This window comes from Meridianimarinicoccus roseus (assembly GCF_003172915.1).
In the GTDB taxonomy this organism is placed as follows: Bacteria; Pseudomonadota; Alphaproteobacteria; order Rhodobacterales; family Rhodobacteraceae; genus Meridianimarinicoccus; species Meridianimarinicoccus roseus.
The window spans coordinates 116,934-133,207 of the sequence record NZ_QGKU01000032.1 but is presented as its reverse complement, the minus strand read 5'-3'; the positions used below and the strand labels follow the sequence as shown (position 1 = coordinate 133,207).

Sequence of the window (16,274 nt, the reverse complement as noted above, 5' to 3'; positions counted from 1 at the left end):
CCTTGCCGCGACGCGGACGGGGCTTACTTCAATTGCCCGTGTCCGGAGCAGCGCCATGACCGATCGTCCCACCCAGTCCCGCAGCCTTGCCGTGCCCAGCGGTCGGCTGTCGCGTTTTGCGCGCTTCGGCGGTCTGGCGGGTGGGGTCGCGGGCAACGTGGCGATGGCGGGCGCGCGGCAGGCCCTGCAGGGCCGCCGCCCGACCCTGCAGGAGCTTCTGCTGACCCCAGCCAATGCGCGCCGGGTCACGGACGAACTTGCGCGGATGCGCGGCGCGGCGATGAAGGTCGGGCAGCTTGTGTCGATGGAAGCCGGCGACGTTCTTCCACCCGAACTGGCCGAGATCCTGTCGCGGTTGCGCGCGCAGGCGGATTTCATGCCGCCGCGCCAGCTTCGCGGCGTTTTGACGGCGGCTTGGGGAGCTGATTTTACCGGTCGTTTCGAGCGGTTCGACGTGCGGCCCATTGCTGCGGCCTCCATCGGGCAGGTCCACCGCGCCCGCACGAAGGACGGCGTGGAGCTTGCCATCAAAGTGCAGTATCCGGGCGTGCGACGCAGCATCGACAGCGACGTGGACAACGTGGCGGGGCTGATCCGGATGACCGGCCTGCTGCCCCGCGACCTCGACATCTCGCCACTGCTGGCCGAAGCGAAGCGGCAGTTGCACGAAGAGGCGGATTATCGGCGCGAGGCGGACTACCTTTCGCGCTTCGGGAGGCTCCTGGCCGATGCGCCCGAATTCGCTGTGCCGGAGCTGCGGCCGGAGCTTGTGACCGCCGACATCCTGGCCATGACCTATCTGCCCGGTCGCCCGGTGGAGGACATGGCGCAAGCCCCGCAGGCCGACCGGGACCGCGTGATGACGCGGCTCGTTGCGCTGGTCCTGCGCGAGTTGTTCGAATTCCGCCTGATGCAAACCGATCCGAATTTCGCCAACTACCGTGTGTGCGGCGACACCGGCCGGGTGATCCTGCTGGATTTCGGGGCGGCGCGGGAATTTCCAACAGACGTGGTTGCGGCGTTCGGGCGGCTGCTGTGCGCCGGGGTCGCTGGGGACCGGGTGGCCACCGCCGCCGCTGCCCGCGAGGTCGGCGTCATCGACGCTCGCACCACGTCCGCGCAGGAAGCGATCCTGATGGAGATGATCGAGATGGTCATGGTGCCGCTGCGCGCGCCCGGCCGGTTCGATTTCGGAGCGTCCGATCTTGCCGCGCGACTTCGCGCCAAGGGAATGGCTCTGGGCGAGGGGCGCGATTTCTGGACGATCCCGCCGATGGACACGCTCTATCTGCAGCGAAAGGTGGCGGGGATGTTTCTGCTTGCGACGCGGCTGGGCGCGCGGGTGCCGGTGTCGGACCTGATCCGCCCCTATCTTCAGACCCGGCAGGGTGCGGAGAACAGCAGCCCGAAGTCCGCTCCCGCGCGCTGAGCGCGGGCTGCCACGTCGGCGGCTGTGCGTCCGGCGGTGTCGGGCTTGCGTGCGCCGAAAAGGTCGCGCAGATCGGCGGCGACCCTGAGCAGCAAGTCCGTGGCGACTGGTCCGCGCGGTCCGGTGGCGGCATGGGCCAACCCCTTGTCGACCCAGGCTGCCCCCACCCCGTCCGGTGCCGTTCCGTGGCAGGTCAGTGCGATCACACAGGCTAGCGGCGCGGTCAGCGGCGGCAGATGATCGGCGCGGATGCCGCGAAACCCCAGCCAAGCGCGCGGCGTGGCGTGGCCCAGATAGACCAGCGTATCGCCCGGCCGCAGCGCCGCGAACAGGCCCGCGCGGTCCGTGTCGGCCCCGTCGAAGCAGGTGGCGCGGCAGGGCGCGGCGCGCCATCGCGCGGCTTCCGCCATGAAGACCGGATCCCACTGCGCGGCGACGACAACGCGGCCGCGCGCAGGGCGGCGGTCATGCTGCATTGCGCACCGCGTCGATATACGGGTCCCAGTCGGCGGTCGGCATCGGCGGCACCGAGAGGTGTGCGCGGGCGAACCAGTGCATCACGATCTGCCCTTGTTGTTCCACGTTGAACGCCGTGATGTCGCCGCCGCCGTTCTGCAGCGCCGTTTCAGCGCCGGCGCCCAGAAGGGTGCCGTCAGCATTCGCGAACACCAGCTGCGTCGCTGGGGTCTTGTGATCCGATATCAGCGTAACGTTGGCCCCGTCCGCGTAGCCGTAGTTGTAGGCGGCATTGCCCTGCGGCATCAGCCCGATGGCGTGCGCAATATAGACCGGGCCTTCGGTCACGCCCTGCCAGACATGGGTCATTTCGTGGATGAAGGTCCATCGTTCCAGCCCGATTGTGCCCGCGTCATCGATCTCGATCCCGTCGTCGATGTCGAAGTTGATCAGGTTGAGGCCGACGAAGGCCCGGCTGTCCGGATTTCCGTTCAGCGTGTCCTGGACCCAGAACAGCACGTCGTTGCCTGGCCCCTCGGCCGAAATGAACACCCGGTCCAGGTCGATCGTGTCGCCGAACACCAGCGCCGCGTCGGCGCGTTCCACCGCCACAAGCGGTCGGAAGCTGGGCAGCGTGGACAGCAGCACCGCGATCACCGCGCCGAGAAGCCCGCCACCGATCTCCGCCGCGCCTTGCAAGATCAGTTGCGCGGAGCGGCCGAGCCGCCGCAGCGAAAGCGTCAGAGCGTCGATCATCGCCGCACCGCGCGCCTGCACAGCGCGGAACATGTCGCCGATCGTGTTACCAAGCGCCTCGATCGCCGCCGCGACGTGGTCGAGAAACGCATCGGGCTGGCGCAGGGTTTCTATCAGCAGATCGCCGATCACCGCACCCGCACGCAGCGCGCCGCGCACCACTTCCAGCACCAGTTGCGCGCTCTCGTCGGCGATGCTGACCATCAGGTCGGCCAGCGCATGCCCCGCGCGCAGCAGCCCTTCGGCGACCTTGGCGATCCCTTCGATGAAATCGTTCTCGAGGAAATTCAGCAGGTAGTCCACGCTGTTTTCCAGCACGAAGGTAGCCCAGCCGAGGAAATCCCACACCCTGTCGCCAACCCGGCGCGCCAGCGCGGCAAGATGGCGGTAGGCGTCGCTCAGCCGTTCGCCGATACTTTCCCATGCGAAGAGAAGCGCCCCCAGCGCCTCGCGCCCCTTTTCGACGGCCCAGTCCAGCGCGCCGGTGATCTTCTCCTGCGCGTAGCGGATGGCCAGAAGTGTATCGTGCCAGACCTCGCTGACCATGTCCTCGGCCGCATCGAGCGCCCATTGCAGCACGTCGCCCAGCGGGCCGGCGGCATCGAGGATGCCGTTCACGATCTTGCGGAGCGCGAAATACCCTTCGGTCACGACATTCCCCAGAAGCTCGGCCACCGCTATCCCGGCATCCATCGCCGCGCGCATCAGCTTGACCGCCCCGGCATAGGTGAATTCCAGCACCGCGCCGATGAATTCCACCACCGTTCGGCCAAGCGCGATCGCGGCGCGGATCACGTCTGCCAGCACGTCGGTGGCAAGATCGTACAGTTCCGCGACCAGCCCGGCGAAAGTGCGGCCAAGGTCGAACGCGGCCTGCACCGCCTTGCGCATCACCGACACCGTGGCCTGCGCAAGCGATGCGAAAACATCGATCAGCCGCAGCCCTGCGCGCAGCATAGTGTCCAGCACGCGGCGTGCGGCTTCGGCGACCTGGGTGGCGGCCCATGCCATGAGGTCCAGAACGGTTTCGCCGATGGCGAGCGCGGCATCGACCGCGGCTTCAAGAACACTGGCCGCCGCGTCGCGGGCCGCGTCCAGCAGCGACACGAGGCTGCGGCCGATCTGGCGCAGCGCCTGCATCAGCGACCGCATTGCCCCGGCCGGCTGGGTGATCACCGCGATCAGCAATTCTCCCGCCGTGCTGCCGATCTCGATCAGAGCTTGCACCGCCGCGGCCAGAACGTCGGCAGCGGCCGACAGCATGGCGGTCAGCACCCGCGACACCGACTGCCCGATATCGATCAGCGCCTCGATCACGTTGCGCACGGCGGCGGCGGTCTGCGTCGCGGCCCAGACCACGAGATCGCGGATGTCGGCAAGGGTGGACACGACGGCGTCGAACACGTCGGCCAGCACGCCCGCGGCTTGGCTCAAGGCCCATGCGGCAAGTTCGGCCAGCGTGCGGCCCGCCTCGATCATCGCGCGGGCGAACTTGCGCAGCGCGTCGAGTCCGGCCTCCAGCGCGCCGGCAAGGATGGAGGCGACGGTTTCCCCCGCCTCGATCAGCGACTCCACCAGGTCGGCAACCTTCTCCACAGTCCAGGACAGCACGGCTCCGGCCATTTCGGCGATGGTTCGGCCCGCCTCGACAATGGCATCCACGACCCCCTTGACGCCCTCTGCGACGGCTTCTCCGACACTCACGATGGCGTCGCCGACCGTGCTGAACGCGTCGCCAACGAAATCGACCACGTCACCAAGAAACCCGGCCGTGTCGTGCCTCTTGGGGTGGCGGCGCAGTTCTGCGCCGGCCATCTGAAGCCAGTCCAGAACGATCCCAAGATCGCCGCCGCTGTCGAGATGTTCGCGCATGAAAGCACGGGCGTCGGCGCGGGGCAGGCTTGCGATCTTGTGCACGAAGATCAATTCTCCGCCGCGCCCGGCCTGCTGGCGAAAGGCCTGGGCCGCGCTGCGCTTGGCCACCGCATCGCCGCCGCGCGCCCAGTCGATGATGCGATCGCCATCCTCCAGAAGCTGTTCGCGTGTGTTTGCCGTGGCCAGCAAACCCTTCGCCAGCCGCAGCCCGCGCGTTGGCGACAGCGCGTGCGCGGCGCCAAGCGCGGGTGCGATATCCGCCTGCCCGAGACCCGCATCGCGGAACTGCGCGCCCACGGCGGCAATTGATGTGAACGAGAAACCTTCGACGGTCTGGGTCAGCGACGGCATGATCCCACCCCCTTGCAATTGCAGGAAAACCGCGCACCCGGCGCGAGCTGGATCGAAGCCTAGTCGCCCAATAGCTGAGCAGGTAGTGGGGTTTCCATGACCGGAGCGACGCGGTGGAGCTCCGCGCGATCACTCCGCCGGAGGGGCCCGGCGTGCGTTGCGGGAGCGTTCGCTTTCCGATTTCAGCTGCCCGCAAGCCGCCATGATATCCTCTCCGCGGGGGGTGCGGATCGGGCTGGCGTAACCGGCCTTGTAGATGATGTCGGCAAAGGCGCGGATGCGGTTGTTGCTGGACCGGCGGTAGGGCGCACCGGGCCATTCGTTGAACGGGATCAGGTTGATCTTGGCCGGAATCCCCTCGATCAGTCTGACCAGTCGCCGGGCATCGTCGTCGCTGTCGTTCACACCGTGCAGCATCACGTATTCAAAGGTGATGCGTTCCGAATTGCTCAGCTTCGGGTAACTGCGCAGCGCGTCCAGAAGGGTTGCGATGTTCCACTTCTTGTTGATCGGAACAAGTTGGTCGCGCACCTCGTCCGTGGTGGCATGAAACGACACCGCCAGCAGGCAACCGATCTCTTCGGCAGTGCGCGCGATCTCGGGCACCACGCCGCTGGTGGACAAGGTGATGCGCCGCCGCGACAGGCTGATGCCTTCGGGGTCCATCGCGATCTTCATCGCGTCGCGCACGGCGTCGAAATTGTAAAGTGGTTCGCCCATGCCCATAAGGACGATGTTCGACAGCAGCCGGGTTTCGTCCTTCGGGTTGCGACCCGGTGCGGGCCATTCGCCAAGATCGTCGCGCGCCAGCATGATCTGGCCCACAATCTCGCCGGGGGTCAGGTTCCGCACCAGCCGCTGTGTCCCGGTGTGGCAGAACGAACAGGTCAGCGTGCAGCCCACCTGGCTGGAGATGCACAGCGTGCCGCGATCTTCCTCGGGAATGTAGACCGTTTCGACCTCGTGCCCGCCCGCGATGCGCACAAGGTACTTGCGTGTGCCATCGCTGCTGACCTCGCGGCGTACGACCTGTGGAAGCTCAATGGTGAAATGATCCGCCAGCAGCGCACGGAACGGCTTGGCAAGGTTGGTCATCGCGTCGAACTCGCGCACGCCCTTCTGGTAGATCCATTGCCACAACTGGTCGGTGCGCATCTTCGACTGCCGCTCGGGCGTGCCTGCCGCGACCAGTGCGTCGCGCAGTGCGGCGCGGGTCAGGCCGACAAGGTTCAGCCGGTCCGTTTCGGGCAGCTTGCGCGGGAACGTCAGAACGTCCTGCGTGATCGGTGTCGTGGTGGGCGTCGGCGCGGACATCGGGCACTCGCATCTGTCTGTCGGCATCAAGCCTCGCTGCATACAGCAACACGGCCCGCGTGAAAACACCCTGTGTTCGGCGGTCTCGCGCGGCCACGACGTTAACTTCGTCTTCGGGAATGTGTCGAAATGCGCGCTTGGATCGGGCACCTATCAACAAGGCTGATGTACCAAACTTAAGGATACCGAGTTCATGATCAGATACATTTCCACAGCGGCGATGCTCGCATTCAGCGTTGGCAGCGCGCAGGCGGCCCTTCTCGATTTCGAGACCGGGTTCACCGGCAGCAATACCGCGATTACCGGCACCGAGTTCGAGTCGGCCTTTGGCGTCACCTTCAGCAGTGCCAACGGCCTTTTCATCGTCGATGTGGGCGGACCGGTCGACGGCTTCGTTCCGAACGACACGCCTGCAGTGAACGGAATCTTCGGCGACTATTTCCTGACCTCCGACTTCGGCACGGTCACATCGCTTGTCATCGACTACACTGTCGGCGCTTCCGCCGCGTCGTTCGACGTGGCCGATATCGACGGGTCGGGTTCCAATCTGGAAGAATTCACCTTCATCGCGCGGGATTCCAGCGGCAACGTGCTTGAAACCCAGATGGTTGACGGCAACAGCCCGCTCGCGGGCGATGCGGTCGCCACGCGGATCGGCTTCAGCGGGCTGTCGGCGCTGATTTCGCAAATCGAGATCACCGGAACCACCACGGGCGGGACGCGCCAAATCGGGATCGCCTTCGACAACTTCAACACGACAGTCAATTCGCTCGACCCATCCCCGGTTCCGGTTCCGGCAGCCCTTCCGCTTGCTGCGGCTGGCCTGGGTCTGCTCGGCCTCGTCCGGGCGCGCCGCAAGGCTTGATCCGCGCCGTGATCGGCAATGCAGGGGGCGGCTTGGCCGCCCCCTTTTCTATGGCGTCAGGTCACTCACCGCAGCGCTTTTGCGCATCCTCGTAGGCCGCTGTGAAGCCCATCAGCGAAAACGTGTCGGTCGTCGTCGTCCCGCGCGACGACCGGCCAACGACCACCGCCTCCACGCCGCGCTTCATGGCGGTGGCGATGCGGCGGTCATCCTCGGGGGAGGCGGCCCAGGCCAGTTCGCCATCGGTGAACAGCTCGAAATCGCTGTCGCCCACCGTAAGCGACACAGTGGACCCGTCGGCGAAGGGATAGCCGCCCATGAAGGACACCTCGCCCAGCTGTTCGCTCTCAGGCCAGAACGACACGAACATGTAAATGTCGCCCCGGCGTACGGCCACGACGCGCCCATCTTGGGTGTTGACGGTTTTTTTCGGCGCGGACACGACCCAGCACTGCTTCGGAGAATCCTCGACGAAGATGCTCCAGTCCGTGTTGGCCGCGACCCTGTTCGCGGTGTCCTGCGCCTGCGTGGACAGGCCCGCGAAGGCGAATGCCAAACCTGCAAGAATACCTGTGGTGAGCGTGCGTTTCATGTCGCGCCGAGCCTCCGGATAACTGCCTTGGGGTCATGCTGCGCCGGTTGTCCCGGCCGTTGCACATGACGAAAACCTCGCTTCCATTGTATCGCAAACCGGCAGGGCGGCGAAAGGGCAAACCCGGGCGCAATCGGGATCGTGAACGCGCTCAATCCACGAAATCAGCCCGCGCGTAGCCCTGAAGATACAACAGCGCTGTCAGATCGCCGTGGTTGATGCGCAGATCGACCTGCGCCGCGACCGAGGGTTTTGCGTGCAGCGCGACACCCGAACCCGCCAGCGCGAGCATCCCAAGGTCGTTGGCCCCGTCGCCCACCGCGATCACGTCAGCGGGTGCAATGCCAAGCCGGGCCGTGATCTCGCGCAGTGCGGCGACCTTTGCTTCGCGGCCGAGGATCGGGTCGGCGACCTCCCCGGTCAGGCGCTCGTTTTCATGCAGCAGCGTGTTGGCCCTGTGCTCGTCGAACCCCAGCGCGGCGGCGACGGCGGCGGTAAAGGCGGTGAACCCGCCCGACACCAGCGCGGCGTGCCCGCCATGCGCCTTCATCGTGGCGATCAGAATGCGCCCGCCGGGCATGTGGGTGATCCGTTCCTCCAGGACGTGGTCGATCACTGACACGTCCAGCCCCTTCAGAAGCGCCACGCGTTCGCGCAGTGCCGCCTCGAAATCTAGCTCGCCGTTCATGGCGCGGGCGGTGATCGCCTTCACATGTGCACCGACGCCTGCCACGTCGGCCAGCTCGTCGATGCATTCCTGCCGGATCATCGTGCTGTCCATGTCGGCCAGCAGCATCCGCTTGGCGCGCCCTTCGGCGGGCTGCAGCGCCAGATCGATGCCACGCTCCTGCAGCGACTGCCAGACATCCTCGAAATTGCCGGGACGCGTGGGCAACGCGAATTCCGCCGCTTCGCCAACTGCCAGCCATTGCGCTTCTCCGCCGCCCCAGGCGTTGCGCAGGCTTTCGACCGTCTCGCGGTCTAGGGCAGGCGCGGCGGGGCTGGTCAGAAGGGTCGCGGCATACATCTCGGGTCTGGTCCTTGGGCCTGTTCGCTATCGCGCGCGGTAAACCATGCCCCGCCGCGCTATGCCAGTGGGTCGATTGACCCGGCCCCGCAAAGCCCTCACAAGTGGGTTTCCGTGAGAAAGGTCCCCGATGCCGAACGATCCCGCCGTGCCACATCGACTGCTCATCGGCGGGGCGTGGCAGACCGCGCAAGGCGCGCCGCTGGCGCGCTGCGATCCGGCGACGGAAGAGTCCCGGCCGCCGGTGATCGCGGCATCGCCAGAACAGGTTGCCCGTGCGGTCGCGGCGGCCCAGCAATCGGGCTGGCAGGCGTCCACACCCGACCGCCGCCTCGCCGCGCTGGACCGGCTGGTAGAGGCGATCGGCGCGCGGGCGGAATCCTTCGCGCAGGCCATCAGCCACGAGATCGGCGCGCCCATCGACTTCGCCCGGCGCGGGCAGGTGGGGGCCGCGCTGGATCACCTTGCCGCGATGCGTGCGTCCTTCATCGCCGCGCCCGATGATGCGCCGGTCGCGCCGGACCGGCCCGGAGACCGAGTGCGCTATGAACCTGCCGGAATCGCCGCGCTTATCACGCCGTGGAACTGGCCGCTGAACCAGGTGGTGCTGAAAGCGGGCGCTGCGCTGCTGGCAGGCTGCCCGATGGTGCTCAAGCCGTCGGAACTGGGTACCGACACGGCGATGCTTTTCGCGCTCTGCATGGAAGATGCGGGCCTGCCGGACGGCGCGTTCAACCTGCTGACCGGCGGAGCCGCCACGGGTGCCGCGCTGGTGGCCGATCAGAGGGTGGAGGTGATCTCCTTCACCGGATCGACGCGCGCGGGGCAGGCCATCGCGGCGGCTGCCGCCGTCGGGTTCCGCCGCACGATCCTTGAAATGGGGGGCAAGTCGCCGAACCTGCTATTCGCCGACTGCGACCTGCCCACCGCGATCCGGCAGGGGCTGGCACATTGCTTCCGCAACAACGGGCAGTCTTGCAACGCCGCCGCGCGGATGCTGGTCGCGCGCGAGGTATACGATGACGCCGTGGCGCTTGCGGCGGCGCTTGCGGCGGACACGCCGGTCGGCCCGCCGGATCTGTCAGGCGATCATGTCGGCCCGCAGGTCAGCGCGGCGCAGTTCGCCCATGTGCAGGGGCTTCTGGGTAGTGGACTCGCCGAAGGCGCGCGCCTTGTCGCGGGCGGTCCCGGCCGGGCGCCGGGTTTTGCGCGCGGGTTTTTCACCCGGCCCAGCGTGCTGGCCGACGTGACGCCGCAGATGCGCGTGTTCCGGGAAGAGATCTTCGGCCCGGTGCTGACCATGACCCCTTTCGACACCGAGGACGAGGCGGTTGCGCTGGCCAACGATACGCCCTACGGGCTGGCCGGCTATATCCAGACAACAGACCCTGTGCGCGCCGACCGGGTTGCACGGTCGCTGCGGGTCGGCATGGTGCAGGTGAACGGCCAAAGCCGTGTGCCGGGTGCACCCTTCGGCGGCGTAAAGGCATCCGGCACCGGGCGCGAGGCGGGGCTGTGGGGCATCCGCGCCTTCCAGGAGATCAAGTCGATCTCTGGCGCGCAGATCCCCTCGCTTACTTCCTGATTCTCGCATTTTCGCACACGTCGCGCGGAAAAAGCGCCGATAGGCGGTGCGCGCCCGCGCGCTTATCTTCGGTCCCATCAGCGAAAGGGACCGCCATGACCGATTTCGACAGCCGCATCCGGCGCGAGGATACCGACAGTAAGGGGCGCTATGCCTATGACGACGGCGCAGGCGGACCCGAGGCGGAGTTGACCTTCTCCAAGCTCGGCACATCGCAGATCATCATCGACCATACCGAGGTGCCGGATGCCTATCGCGGGCTGGGCGTCGGTATAGCGCTGGTCGCGCGTGCCGTGGCCGACGCGCGTGCCGCCGGACTGAAGATCACACCGCTTTGTCCGTATGCGGCGGCGCAGTTCCGCCGCCATCCGGACTGGCATGATGTGCTTGCTCGTTGACCCAACCTTCACACCGCCATCCCGAAAGGACAGATCATGAGCTGGAATCCCGCCATAGACCCGCACTGCCCCACAGGCGCCGAAGCGGATGCCATAGAAACACTGATCATCCCGCGCGCCCGCGACCTTGGCGGCTTCGAGGTTCGCCGCGCTTTGCCTGCGCCCAAGCGACAGATGGTCGGTCCGTTCATCTTCTTCGACCAGATGGGTCCGGTCGAGTTTCTGACCGCACAGGGCATCGACGTGCGCCCGCATCCGCATATCGGGCTCGGGACGGTGACCTACCTGTTCAAGGGAGAGTTCCAGCACCGTGACAGTCTTGGGACGAACCAGATGATCTATCCCGGCGCGGTGAACTGGATGGTCGCGGGGCACGGCGTCACGCATTCCGAACGCACCAGCGCGGCCACGCGCGCCAAACCGTCCAGCCTGTTCGGCATCCAGACCTGGGTCGCCCTGCCCGAGTCGGCCGAAGATGCCCCGGCCAGTTTCGAACATCAGCCGAAGGACGCGCTGCCGGTGCTGGAGGGCGAGGGCAAGACGGTGCGCCTGATCCTCGGGGATGCCTGGGGCGAACGTGCCCCGGTGCAGACCTTCACCGAGATGTTCTATGCCGACGCGGCGCTCGAGCCGGGTGCGGCCATTCCGCTGCCCGACAATCACGAGGACCGCGGCGTCTATGTGGTGGAAGGCAGCATCACCGTTGCGGGGCAGACCTTCGAGCCGGGCCAGATGATGGTGTTCCGTCCCGGTGACGCGCTTGGGCTGACTGCCGGGGCGCGTGGGGCCCGGCTGATGCTGCTGGGCGGAGCCACGCTTGGCGGGCCGCGGCACATCTGGTGGAACTTCGTGGCCTCGTCCCGCGACCGGATCGACGCCGCGAAGGAGGCGTGGAAGGCTGGGGACTGGGCGCATGGCCGCTTCCGGTTGCCGCCGGGCGACGATGCCGAGTTCATTCCGGCCCCGGACTGATCGGCCCCGGCGTGGCGCGCCCTAGAACGCGCCGCGTGCCATGTCGAACGCCTTGCGCATCACCGTTGGCAGATCAGCGGGGCGGAACTGCGCTGCCGGTACGAAGTGGCCGCGGACGGGCTGCGCGTCCATGCCGACGTCGGCCACACGCAGTGCGAGCCGCAGGTGGAAATGGGTGAAGGTGTGCCGCACCTCGCCGGGCAGGTCGCGCCAGTCTGCCTCTACGGGCGGGGGGGCGGCCTGCGGCGTTTCGGCCCAGTCGCCTCCGGGCCAGCCGAGCATCCCGCCCAGCAACCCCTTGTCGGGACGCGTCTCCAGAAGCCATGCGCCGTCGCTGCGCCGTGCGAGATAGGCAAGGCCGACGCGAACCGGTTTGGGTTGCTTCTGCGTCTTGCGCGGGAGATCTGGTGCGGTGCCTGCGGCCCGTCCGGCACAATGCGCCATCAGCGGGCAGATCCCGCAGGCCGGGCTGCGCGGCGTACACACCGTCGCGCCAAGGTCCATAACAGCCTGTGCGTGGCATCCCGGCCGCTCCGCCGGGGTCAGCGCGGCGGCCTTCGCGGTCAGTTCGGGCTTGGCGGCCGGAAGCGGCGTGTGGACGTCGAACAGCCGCGCCATCACCCGTTCCACATTGCCATCCACCACTACGGCGGGCCGGTCGAACGCGATCGCGGCGATCGCGGCGGCGGTGTAGGAACCGATGCCGGGCAGGGTGCGCAGCCCGTCCGCCGTATCGGGAAAGACCCCGCCGTGGTCATCGCTCACCACCCGCGCACATTTCAGCAGGTTCCGCGCGCGGGCGTAGTAGCCAAGCCCGGCCCATTCGCCCATCACCTCGGCATCCGGCGCGGCGGCCAGCGCCTGCACCGTTGGCCAGCGCGTCGTGAAGGCTGCGAAATAGGCGCGCACGGCCGCAACGGTGGTTTGCTGTAACATGACCTCCGACAGCCAGACGCGATATGGGTCTGGCCGCACACCGCGCAGGGCCTGCGCGGGGGGCACACGCCAGGGCAGATCGCGCGCATGGCGGTCGTACCAGTCCAGCAGCAGCGCCGGGGCCGCCTCGGCAAGATCACGCAAGTTTTAATCCCCCGTTCAACATTTCACTGGTTCCCGCAGACCTGTCAGATAGGGTGCGGCAAAGCCGAAGGCACGAGGTCATGGCAAAACCTGCATCCAGCACGTCCCCCCGGCCCCAGCGCCGCGCCAAGGGCTTTGCCCGCGCCGGCGGGCTGGTGCAACCACAGATCCGCAAGGCGGGCGAGGCGCGCGGCTTCGCCGTCAGCCGCCTGCTGACCCACTGGGCCGAGGTCGCCGGGCCCGAGATCGCACGCCTGTGCCGTCCGGTGAGGATCGGCTATGGCAAGGGCGGGCTCGGCGCCACGCTGACCCTGCTGGCGCGGGGGGCCGCCGGGCCGATGGTGCAGGCGCAGCTTCCCGCGATCCGCGACCGGGTCAACGCCTGCTATGGCTACAACGCGGTGGCGCGGATCCGCGTCACCCAGACGGCCGAGTCGGGCTTTGCCGAAGGCCAGACCCCATTCGATGCCGCTCCGCCCCGTCCTGCCGCCCCGTCGCCGCAGGCCACACAGACCGCAGCCGACCTTGCGCAGGATGTCACCGACCCGGCCCTGCGCGCCGCGCTGGCCGGTCTGGGCGCGCGCGTGATGTCCAGAAACACCTGAAGGAGACTTTCCGATGCGCAACCTTTTCGCCCCCGTCCTGCCGGCGCTTGTCGCCGCCGCGCTGTCGCTGGCCCCACTGGCCGCCCCCGCGCAGGAGGTGGACACAAGCACCATTGCCGACATGGCGCTCGGCCAGGCCGACGCGCCGGTGACCGTGATCGAATACGCGTCGTTCACCTGCCCGCACTGCGCCACTTTCCATGACGAGGTCTTTCCGGACCTGAAGCGCAATTACATCGACACCGGAAAGATCCGCTTCGTGCATCGCGAGGTGTATTTCGACCGCTACGGCCTGTGGGCCGGCATGGTCGCGCGCTGTGGCGGCGAGATGCGGTATTTCGGCGTGGCCGACCAGATCTACGAACGCCAGCGCGAATGGACCAAGGGCGGAGATCCGGCCGAAGTGGCCGCGAACCTGCGCCGGATCGGGCTCAGCGCCGGACTGACCGACACGCAGCTCGATGCCTGCCTGTCCGACGGCGAGAAGGCCCAGACCCTTGTGGCGTGGTACCAGCAGAACGCCGAACGCGACGGGATCGAGGGCACGCCCTCCTTCATCATCGACGGCGAGAAGCATTCCAACATGTCCTATGCAGACTTCTCGGCGCTTCTGGACGAGAAGCTCGCCGACGGCAGCTGATCCGCGTCGCGCTACCGGCCGGGGGGATCGGCCGGATCGGCGCCAAGCGCCCGGTCCACCGCCGCGTCCAGCGGCCCCCAGTCGGTGCTGGTCAACCGCACCGGCAGAGTCAGCACCTGCGAACGCAGATCGGCCGGCAGACGAACAGCGTCCTTTTCCGTCGTGACAAGTTGCAGCCCCTGCGCGCGCGCATCCTTTCCAAGGCGCGCCAGCAGCGCGGGGCTCAGCGCCTGATGGTCCGAGAGGGGCACCGCCTGCACCACCTCGGCGCCCAGCCCGCGCAGGGTGGCGAAGAACTTCTCGGGCATGCCGATCCCGGCGAAGGCCAGCGCGCGCAGGCCCGTCCAGTCCATACCTGTCTGCAGCGGCGCAAGCGCGGCACAGGCGCGCGGGCAGGGCAGCACGGCACCCCAGCGGTCCGTGAACTTCGCCTGCGCCTCGGCCTCGCCGATGCTCAGCACAAGGTCCGCGCGGGCAAGGCCCACGGAGACGGGTTCGCGGAGCGGCCCCGCCGGAATCACCCGTCCGTTACCGAAACCGCTGGCAGCGTCGACCACGACGATCGACAGATCCTGCGCCAGCGCGGGGTTCTGAAAGCCGTCATCCATCACGATGGCCTGCGCGCCCCCGTCGCGGGCCAGTCGCGCCCCCGCCGCACGGTCGCGCGCGACGACGACCGGGCCGAACGCGGCCAGCAGAAGCGGCTCGTCGCCGACATCGGCAGAGTTGTGGCGCGCCGGGTCCACGCGGACGGGTCCCTGCAACCGCCCGCCGTGCCCGCGCGATAGGACCCAAGGCGCAATCCCCCGGTCCCGCAGGCGTTCGAGCAGCGCGATCACGGTGGGGGTTTTGCCGGTACCGCCCGCGTTCAGGTTGCCCGCGCATATCACCGGAATACCCGGCTGCCAGCCCGGCCCGTGTGCCAGCCGCCGCGCCGTGCCAGCCGCATAGAGCGCCCCGAGCGGCGACAGCATGTGTGCGGCAAGGCCGGGCTGCTCCGGTGGATTGAGCCAGAAACGCGGCGGCTGCATCAGCGCGAGCCGGTCTGCGCGGTGGCCAGCGTATCGCGGATCAGCGCGATGGCCTTGTCCGTGACCTCGGCACCGGCGGACCCGAACTCCCACGCGGCGAAGGCCATCGGCGCGCGGCGGTCGGGCTGCGACAGGTCCGACACGGCGGCGGCAAGGGTCGCGGCACTGGTCACCAGCCGCGCGCCCCCCGCCGCGCCCAGCCGATCGTAGACATCCGCGAAGTTGGTCACGTGCGGGCCGTGCAGGATCGCCGAACCAAGCGCCGCCGGTTCGAACGGGTTGTGCCCCCCGATCGGCACGAGTGAGCCACCCACGAAACTGAGCGGCGCCAGCCGGTACCACAAGCCCAGTTCTCCCATCGTGTCGGCAAGGAAGATCGCGGTGTTCGGTCCGGGTTCCTCCCCCCTGGATCGCTGCGCGACGGTCAGGCCGCGGGCGCGCAGCATGGCGGCGATGGCGTCGCCGCGGTCAGGATGGCGCGGCACGAGGATGCATAGCAGGCGAAGCACGCCTCGGGCTGCGGCGGCATGGGCCTCGGCAACGATCTCGTCCTCGCCCGGATGCGTGGAGGCGGCGGCCCAGACCGGCCTACCGCACAGCATCTTGGTGAACCGCGCGCGGTCGGACTCGTCGCAGTCAAGCGGCGGCATCCCCTCCTTCAGGGTGCCGGTCACCTCCAGCCGGTCGCGCGGCAGGCCCAGCCGCATCAGAGCCTGCCCGGTGGCGCGGTCCTGTGCCTGCACGGCGTGGAAACGGCGCAGCAGGGAACGGGCGGCGCCGGGCAGAAAGCGGCGCCAGCGCTGCGCGCTGCGGTCGGACATGCGGGCGTTGAGCAGCAGCAGCGGGATATCGCGGGCATGGGTCTGCACGATCAGAGTCGGCCACAATTCGCTTTCGGTCCACACAGCGAGGTCGGGGCGCCAGTGATCGAGGAAGCGGCGCACAAAGGGCGCGATGTCGAGCGGGATGAACTGGTGCACCGCGCGAGGCGGAAGCCGCTGCACCAGCAACTCGGACGAGGTCACGGTGCCGGTCGTCACCAGCACGTTCAGGGCCGGGTCCGCATCGGTCAGGCGGCGGATAACCTCCAGCAATGAAAGGCTTTCCCCGACAGAAGCCGCGTGGAACCAGACCAGCGGACCGTCCGGGCGGGACAGGCCGGCAAGGCCCTGCCGTTCGTCAAGCCGGGCCGGGTCTTCCTTGCCCTCGGCCAGCCTGCGGGCCAGCCGCCTGCGGCCCGCCGCGGCGGCGCGGGCGGTCAGGGACAGGTAGGCCCAGAGCGCGAGGCTGCGGCCCAT

15 protein-coding genes are annotated in these 16,274 nt (G+C 68.1%); 7 read left to right on the top strand and 8 right to left on the bottom strand.

What is annotated here, in order from left to right; genetic code table 11:
• Positions 1-55 precede the first annotated feature (55 nt).
• A complete protein-coding gene (locus DKT77_RS09755; RefSeq protein ID WP_109811510.1) occupies positions 56-1,429 on the top strand; it encodes an ABC1 kinase family protein in 1,374 nt (457 codons plus the stop codon).
• Here DKT77_RS09755 and DKT77_RS09750 read toward each other — a convergent pair.
• The 3 genes from DKT77_RS09750 to rlmN all read right to left on the bottom strand — a co-directional run bounded on the left by DKT77_RS09750 (position 1,375) and on the right by rlmN (position 6,181).
• On the bottom strand, positions 1,375-1,905 hold the full coding sequence (locus DKT77_RS09750) for a hypothetical protein (RefSeq protein WP_109811509.1): 531 nt from the start codon (positions 1,903-1,905) through the stop codon (positions 1,375-1,377). The genes DKT77_RS09755 and DKT77_RS09750 overlap by 55 nt on opposite strands.
• On the bottom strand, positions 1,895-4,867 hold the full coding sequence (locus tag DKT77_RS09745) for a hypothetical protein (protein WP_109811508.1): 2,973 nt from the start codon (positions 4,865-4,867) through the stop codon (positions 1,895-1,897). Before DKT77_RS09745 ends, DKT77_RS09750 begins: the two co-directional genes overlap by 11 nt.
• A 129-nt stretch (positions 4,868-4,996) precedes the next feature.
• Positions 4,997-6,181, bottom strand: coding sequence for a dual-specificity RNA methyltransferase RlmN (gene rlmN, locus DKT77_RS09740; RefSeq protein WP_109811507.1), 1,185 nt, complete (start codon positions 6,179-6,181; stop codon positions 4,997-4,999).
• 193 nt (positions 6,182-6,374) lie between these two features.
• Between rlmN and DKT77_RS09735 the strand changes: the two genes are divergently transcribed.
• Positions 6,375-7,046 carry a hypothetical protein gene (locus DKT77_RS09735; RefSeq protein WP_109811506.1) on the top strand — a complete coding sequence of 224 codons (672 nt, stop codon included), beginning with the start codon at positions 6,375-6,377 and terminating at the stop codon, positions 7,044-7,046.
• Positions 7,047-7,107: 61 nt separating this feature from the next.
• Here the strand turns inward: DKT77_RS09735 and DKT77_RS09730 are convergent, their stop codons facing one another.
• Positions 7,108-7,638, bottom strand: a complete 531-nt coding sequence (locus tag DKT77_RS09730; RefSeq protein WP_109811505.1) for an invasion associated locus B family protein — start codon at positions 7,636-7,638, stop codon at positions 7,108-7,110.
• Between the two features lie 151 nt (positions 7,639-7,789).
• The gene (gene serB / locus DKT77_RS09725; protein WP_109811504.1) at positions 7,790-8,665 is read right to left on the bottom strand and encodes a phosphoserine phosphatase SerB; all 876 of its coding nucleotides are present in this window, start codon (positions 8,663-8,665) and stop codon (positions 7,790-7,792) included.
• A 148-nt stretch (positions 8,666-8,813) separates the two neighbouring features.
• Here serB and DKT77_RS09720 point away from each other — a divergent pair, with 148 nt between their 5' ends.
• The 3 genes from DKT77_RS09720 (at position 8,814) to DKT77_RS09710 (ending at position 11,620) form a co-directional block, all read left to right on the top strand.
• Positions 8,814-10,250, top strand: coding sequence for an aldehyde dehydrogenase family protein (locus DKT77_RS09720; protein WP_238547779.1), 1,437 nt, complete (start codon positions 8,814-8,816; stop codon positions 10,248-10,250).
• 95 nt (positions 10,251-10,345) lie between these two features.
• On the top strand, positions 10,346-10,648 hold the full coding sequence (locus tag DKT77_RS09715; protein ID WP_109811502.1) for a GNAT family N-acetyltransferase: 303 nt from the start codon (positions 10,346-10,348) through the stop codon (positions 10,646-10,648).
• A 36-nt stretch (positions 10,649-10,684) separates the two neighbouring features.
• A complete protein-coding gene (locus DKT77_RS09710) occupies positions 10,685-11,620 on the top strand; it encodes a pirin family protein (protein WP_109811501.1) in 936 nt (311 codons plus the stop codon).
• A gap of 21 nt (positions 11,621-11,641) precedes the next feature.
• Here the strand turns inward: DKT77_RS09710 and mutY are convergent, their stop codons facing one another.
• Positions 11,642-12,700 (bottom strand): A/G-specific adenine glycosylase, encoded by a 1,059-nt coding sequence (mutY, locus tag DKT77_RS09705; RefSeq protein WP_109811500.1) that lies wholly within the window; start codon positions 12,698-12,700, stop codon positions 11,642-11,644.
• An 80-nt stretch (positions 12,701-12,780) separates the two neighbouring features.
• On the opposite strand from mutY, the gene DKT77_RS09700 reads away from it, so the two are divergent.
• Complete coding sequence (locus DKT77_RS09700) at positions 12,781-13,305, top strand: DUF721 domain-containing protein (protein ID WP_109811499.1); 525 nt, start codon at positions 12,781-12,783, stop codon at positions 13,303-13,305.
• Positions 13,306-13,318: 13 nt separating this feature from the next.
• On the top strand, positions 13,319-13,945 hold the full coding sequence (locus DKT77_RS09695) for a DsbA family protein (RefSeq protein WP_109811498.1): 627 nt from the start codon (positions 13,319-13,321) through the stop codon (positions 13,943-13,945).
• 11 nt (positions 13,946-13,956) lie between these two features.
• Here the strand turns inward: DKT77_RS09695 and lpxK are convergent, their stop codons facing one another.
• Together lpxK and DKT77_RS09685 are read right to left on the bottom strand one after the other, a co-directional pair.
• Positions 13,957-14,976 (bottom strand): tetraacyldisaccharide 4'-kinase, encoded by a 1,020-nt coding sequence (lpxK, locus tag DKT77_RS09690; protein WP_109811497.1) that lies wholly within the window; start codon positions 14,974-14,976, stop codon positions 13,957-13,959.
• The gene (locus DKT77_RS09685; protein WP_109811496.1) at positions 14,976-16,274 is read right to left on the bottom strand and encodes a 3-deoxy-D-manno-octulosonic acid transferase; all 1,299 of its coding nucleotides are present in this window, start codon (positions 16,272-16,274) and stop codon (positions 14,976-14,978) included. The genes lpxK and DKT77_RS09685 overlap by 1 nt, the downstream gene beginning before the upstream one ends.

Coding starts and splice junctions, on each gene's coding strand:
- DKT77_RS09755 (WP_109811510.1), top strand. CDS start 56: ATGACCGATCGTCCCACCCAGTCCCGCAGCCTTGCCGTGCCCAGCGGT.
- DKT77_RS09750 (WP_109811509.1), bottom strand. CDS start 1,905: ATGCAGCATGACCGCCGCCCTGCGCGCGGCCGCGTTGTCGTCGCCGCG.
- DKT77_RS09745 (WP_109811508.1), bottom strand. CDS start 4,867: ATGCCGTCGCTGACCCAGACCGTCGAAGGTTTCTCGTTCACATCAATT.
- rlmN (WP_109811507.1), bottom strand. CDS start 6,181: ATGTCCGCGCCGACGCCCACCACGACACCGATCACGCAGGACGTTCTG.
- DKT77_RS09735 (WP_109811506.1), top strand. CDS start 6,375: ATGATCAGATACATTTCCACAGCGGCGATGCTCGCATTCAGCGTTGGC.
- DKT77_RS09730 (WP_109811505.1), bottom strand. CDS start 7,638: ATGAAACGCACGCTCACCACAGGTATTCTTGCAGGTTTGGCATTCGCC.
- serB (WP_109811504.1), bottom strand. CDS start 8,665: ATGTATGCCGCGACCCTTCTGACCAGCCCCGCCGCGCCTGCCCTAGAC.
- DKT77_RS09715 (WP_109811502.1), top strand. CDS start 10,346: ATGACCGATTTCGACAGCCGCATCCGGCGCGAGGATACCGACAGTAAG.
- DKT77_RS09710 (WP_109811501.1), top strand. CDS start 10,685: ATGAGCTGGAATCCCGCCATAGACCCGCACTGCCCCACAGGCGCCGAA.
- DKT77_RS09700 (WP_109811499.1), top strand. CDS start 12,781: ATGGCAAAACCTGCATCCAGCACGTCCCCCCGGCCCCAGCGCCGCGCC.
- DKT77_RS09695 (WP_109811498.1), top strand. CDS start 13,319: ATGCGCAACCTTTTCGCCCCCGTCCTGCCGGCGCTTGTCGCCGCCGCG.
- lpxK (WP_109811497.1), bottom strand. CDS start 14,976: ATGCAGCCGCCGCGTTTCTGGCTCAATCCACCGGAGCAGCCCGGCCTT.
- DKT77_RS09685 (WP_109811496.1), bottom strand. CDS start 16,274: ATGGGCCGCAGCCTCGCGCTCTGGGCCTACCTGTCCCTGACCGCCCGC.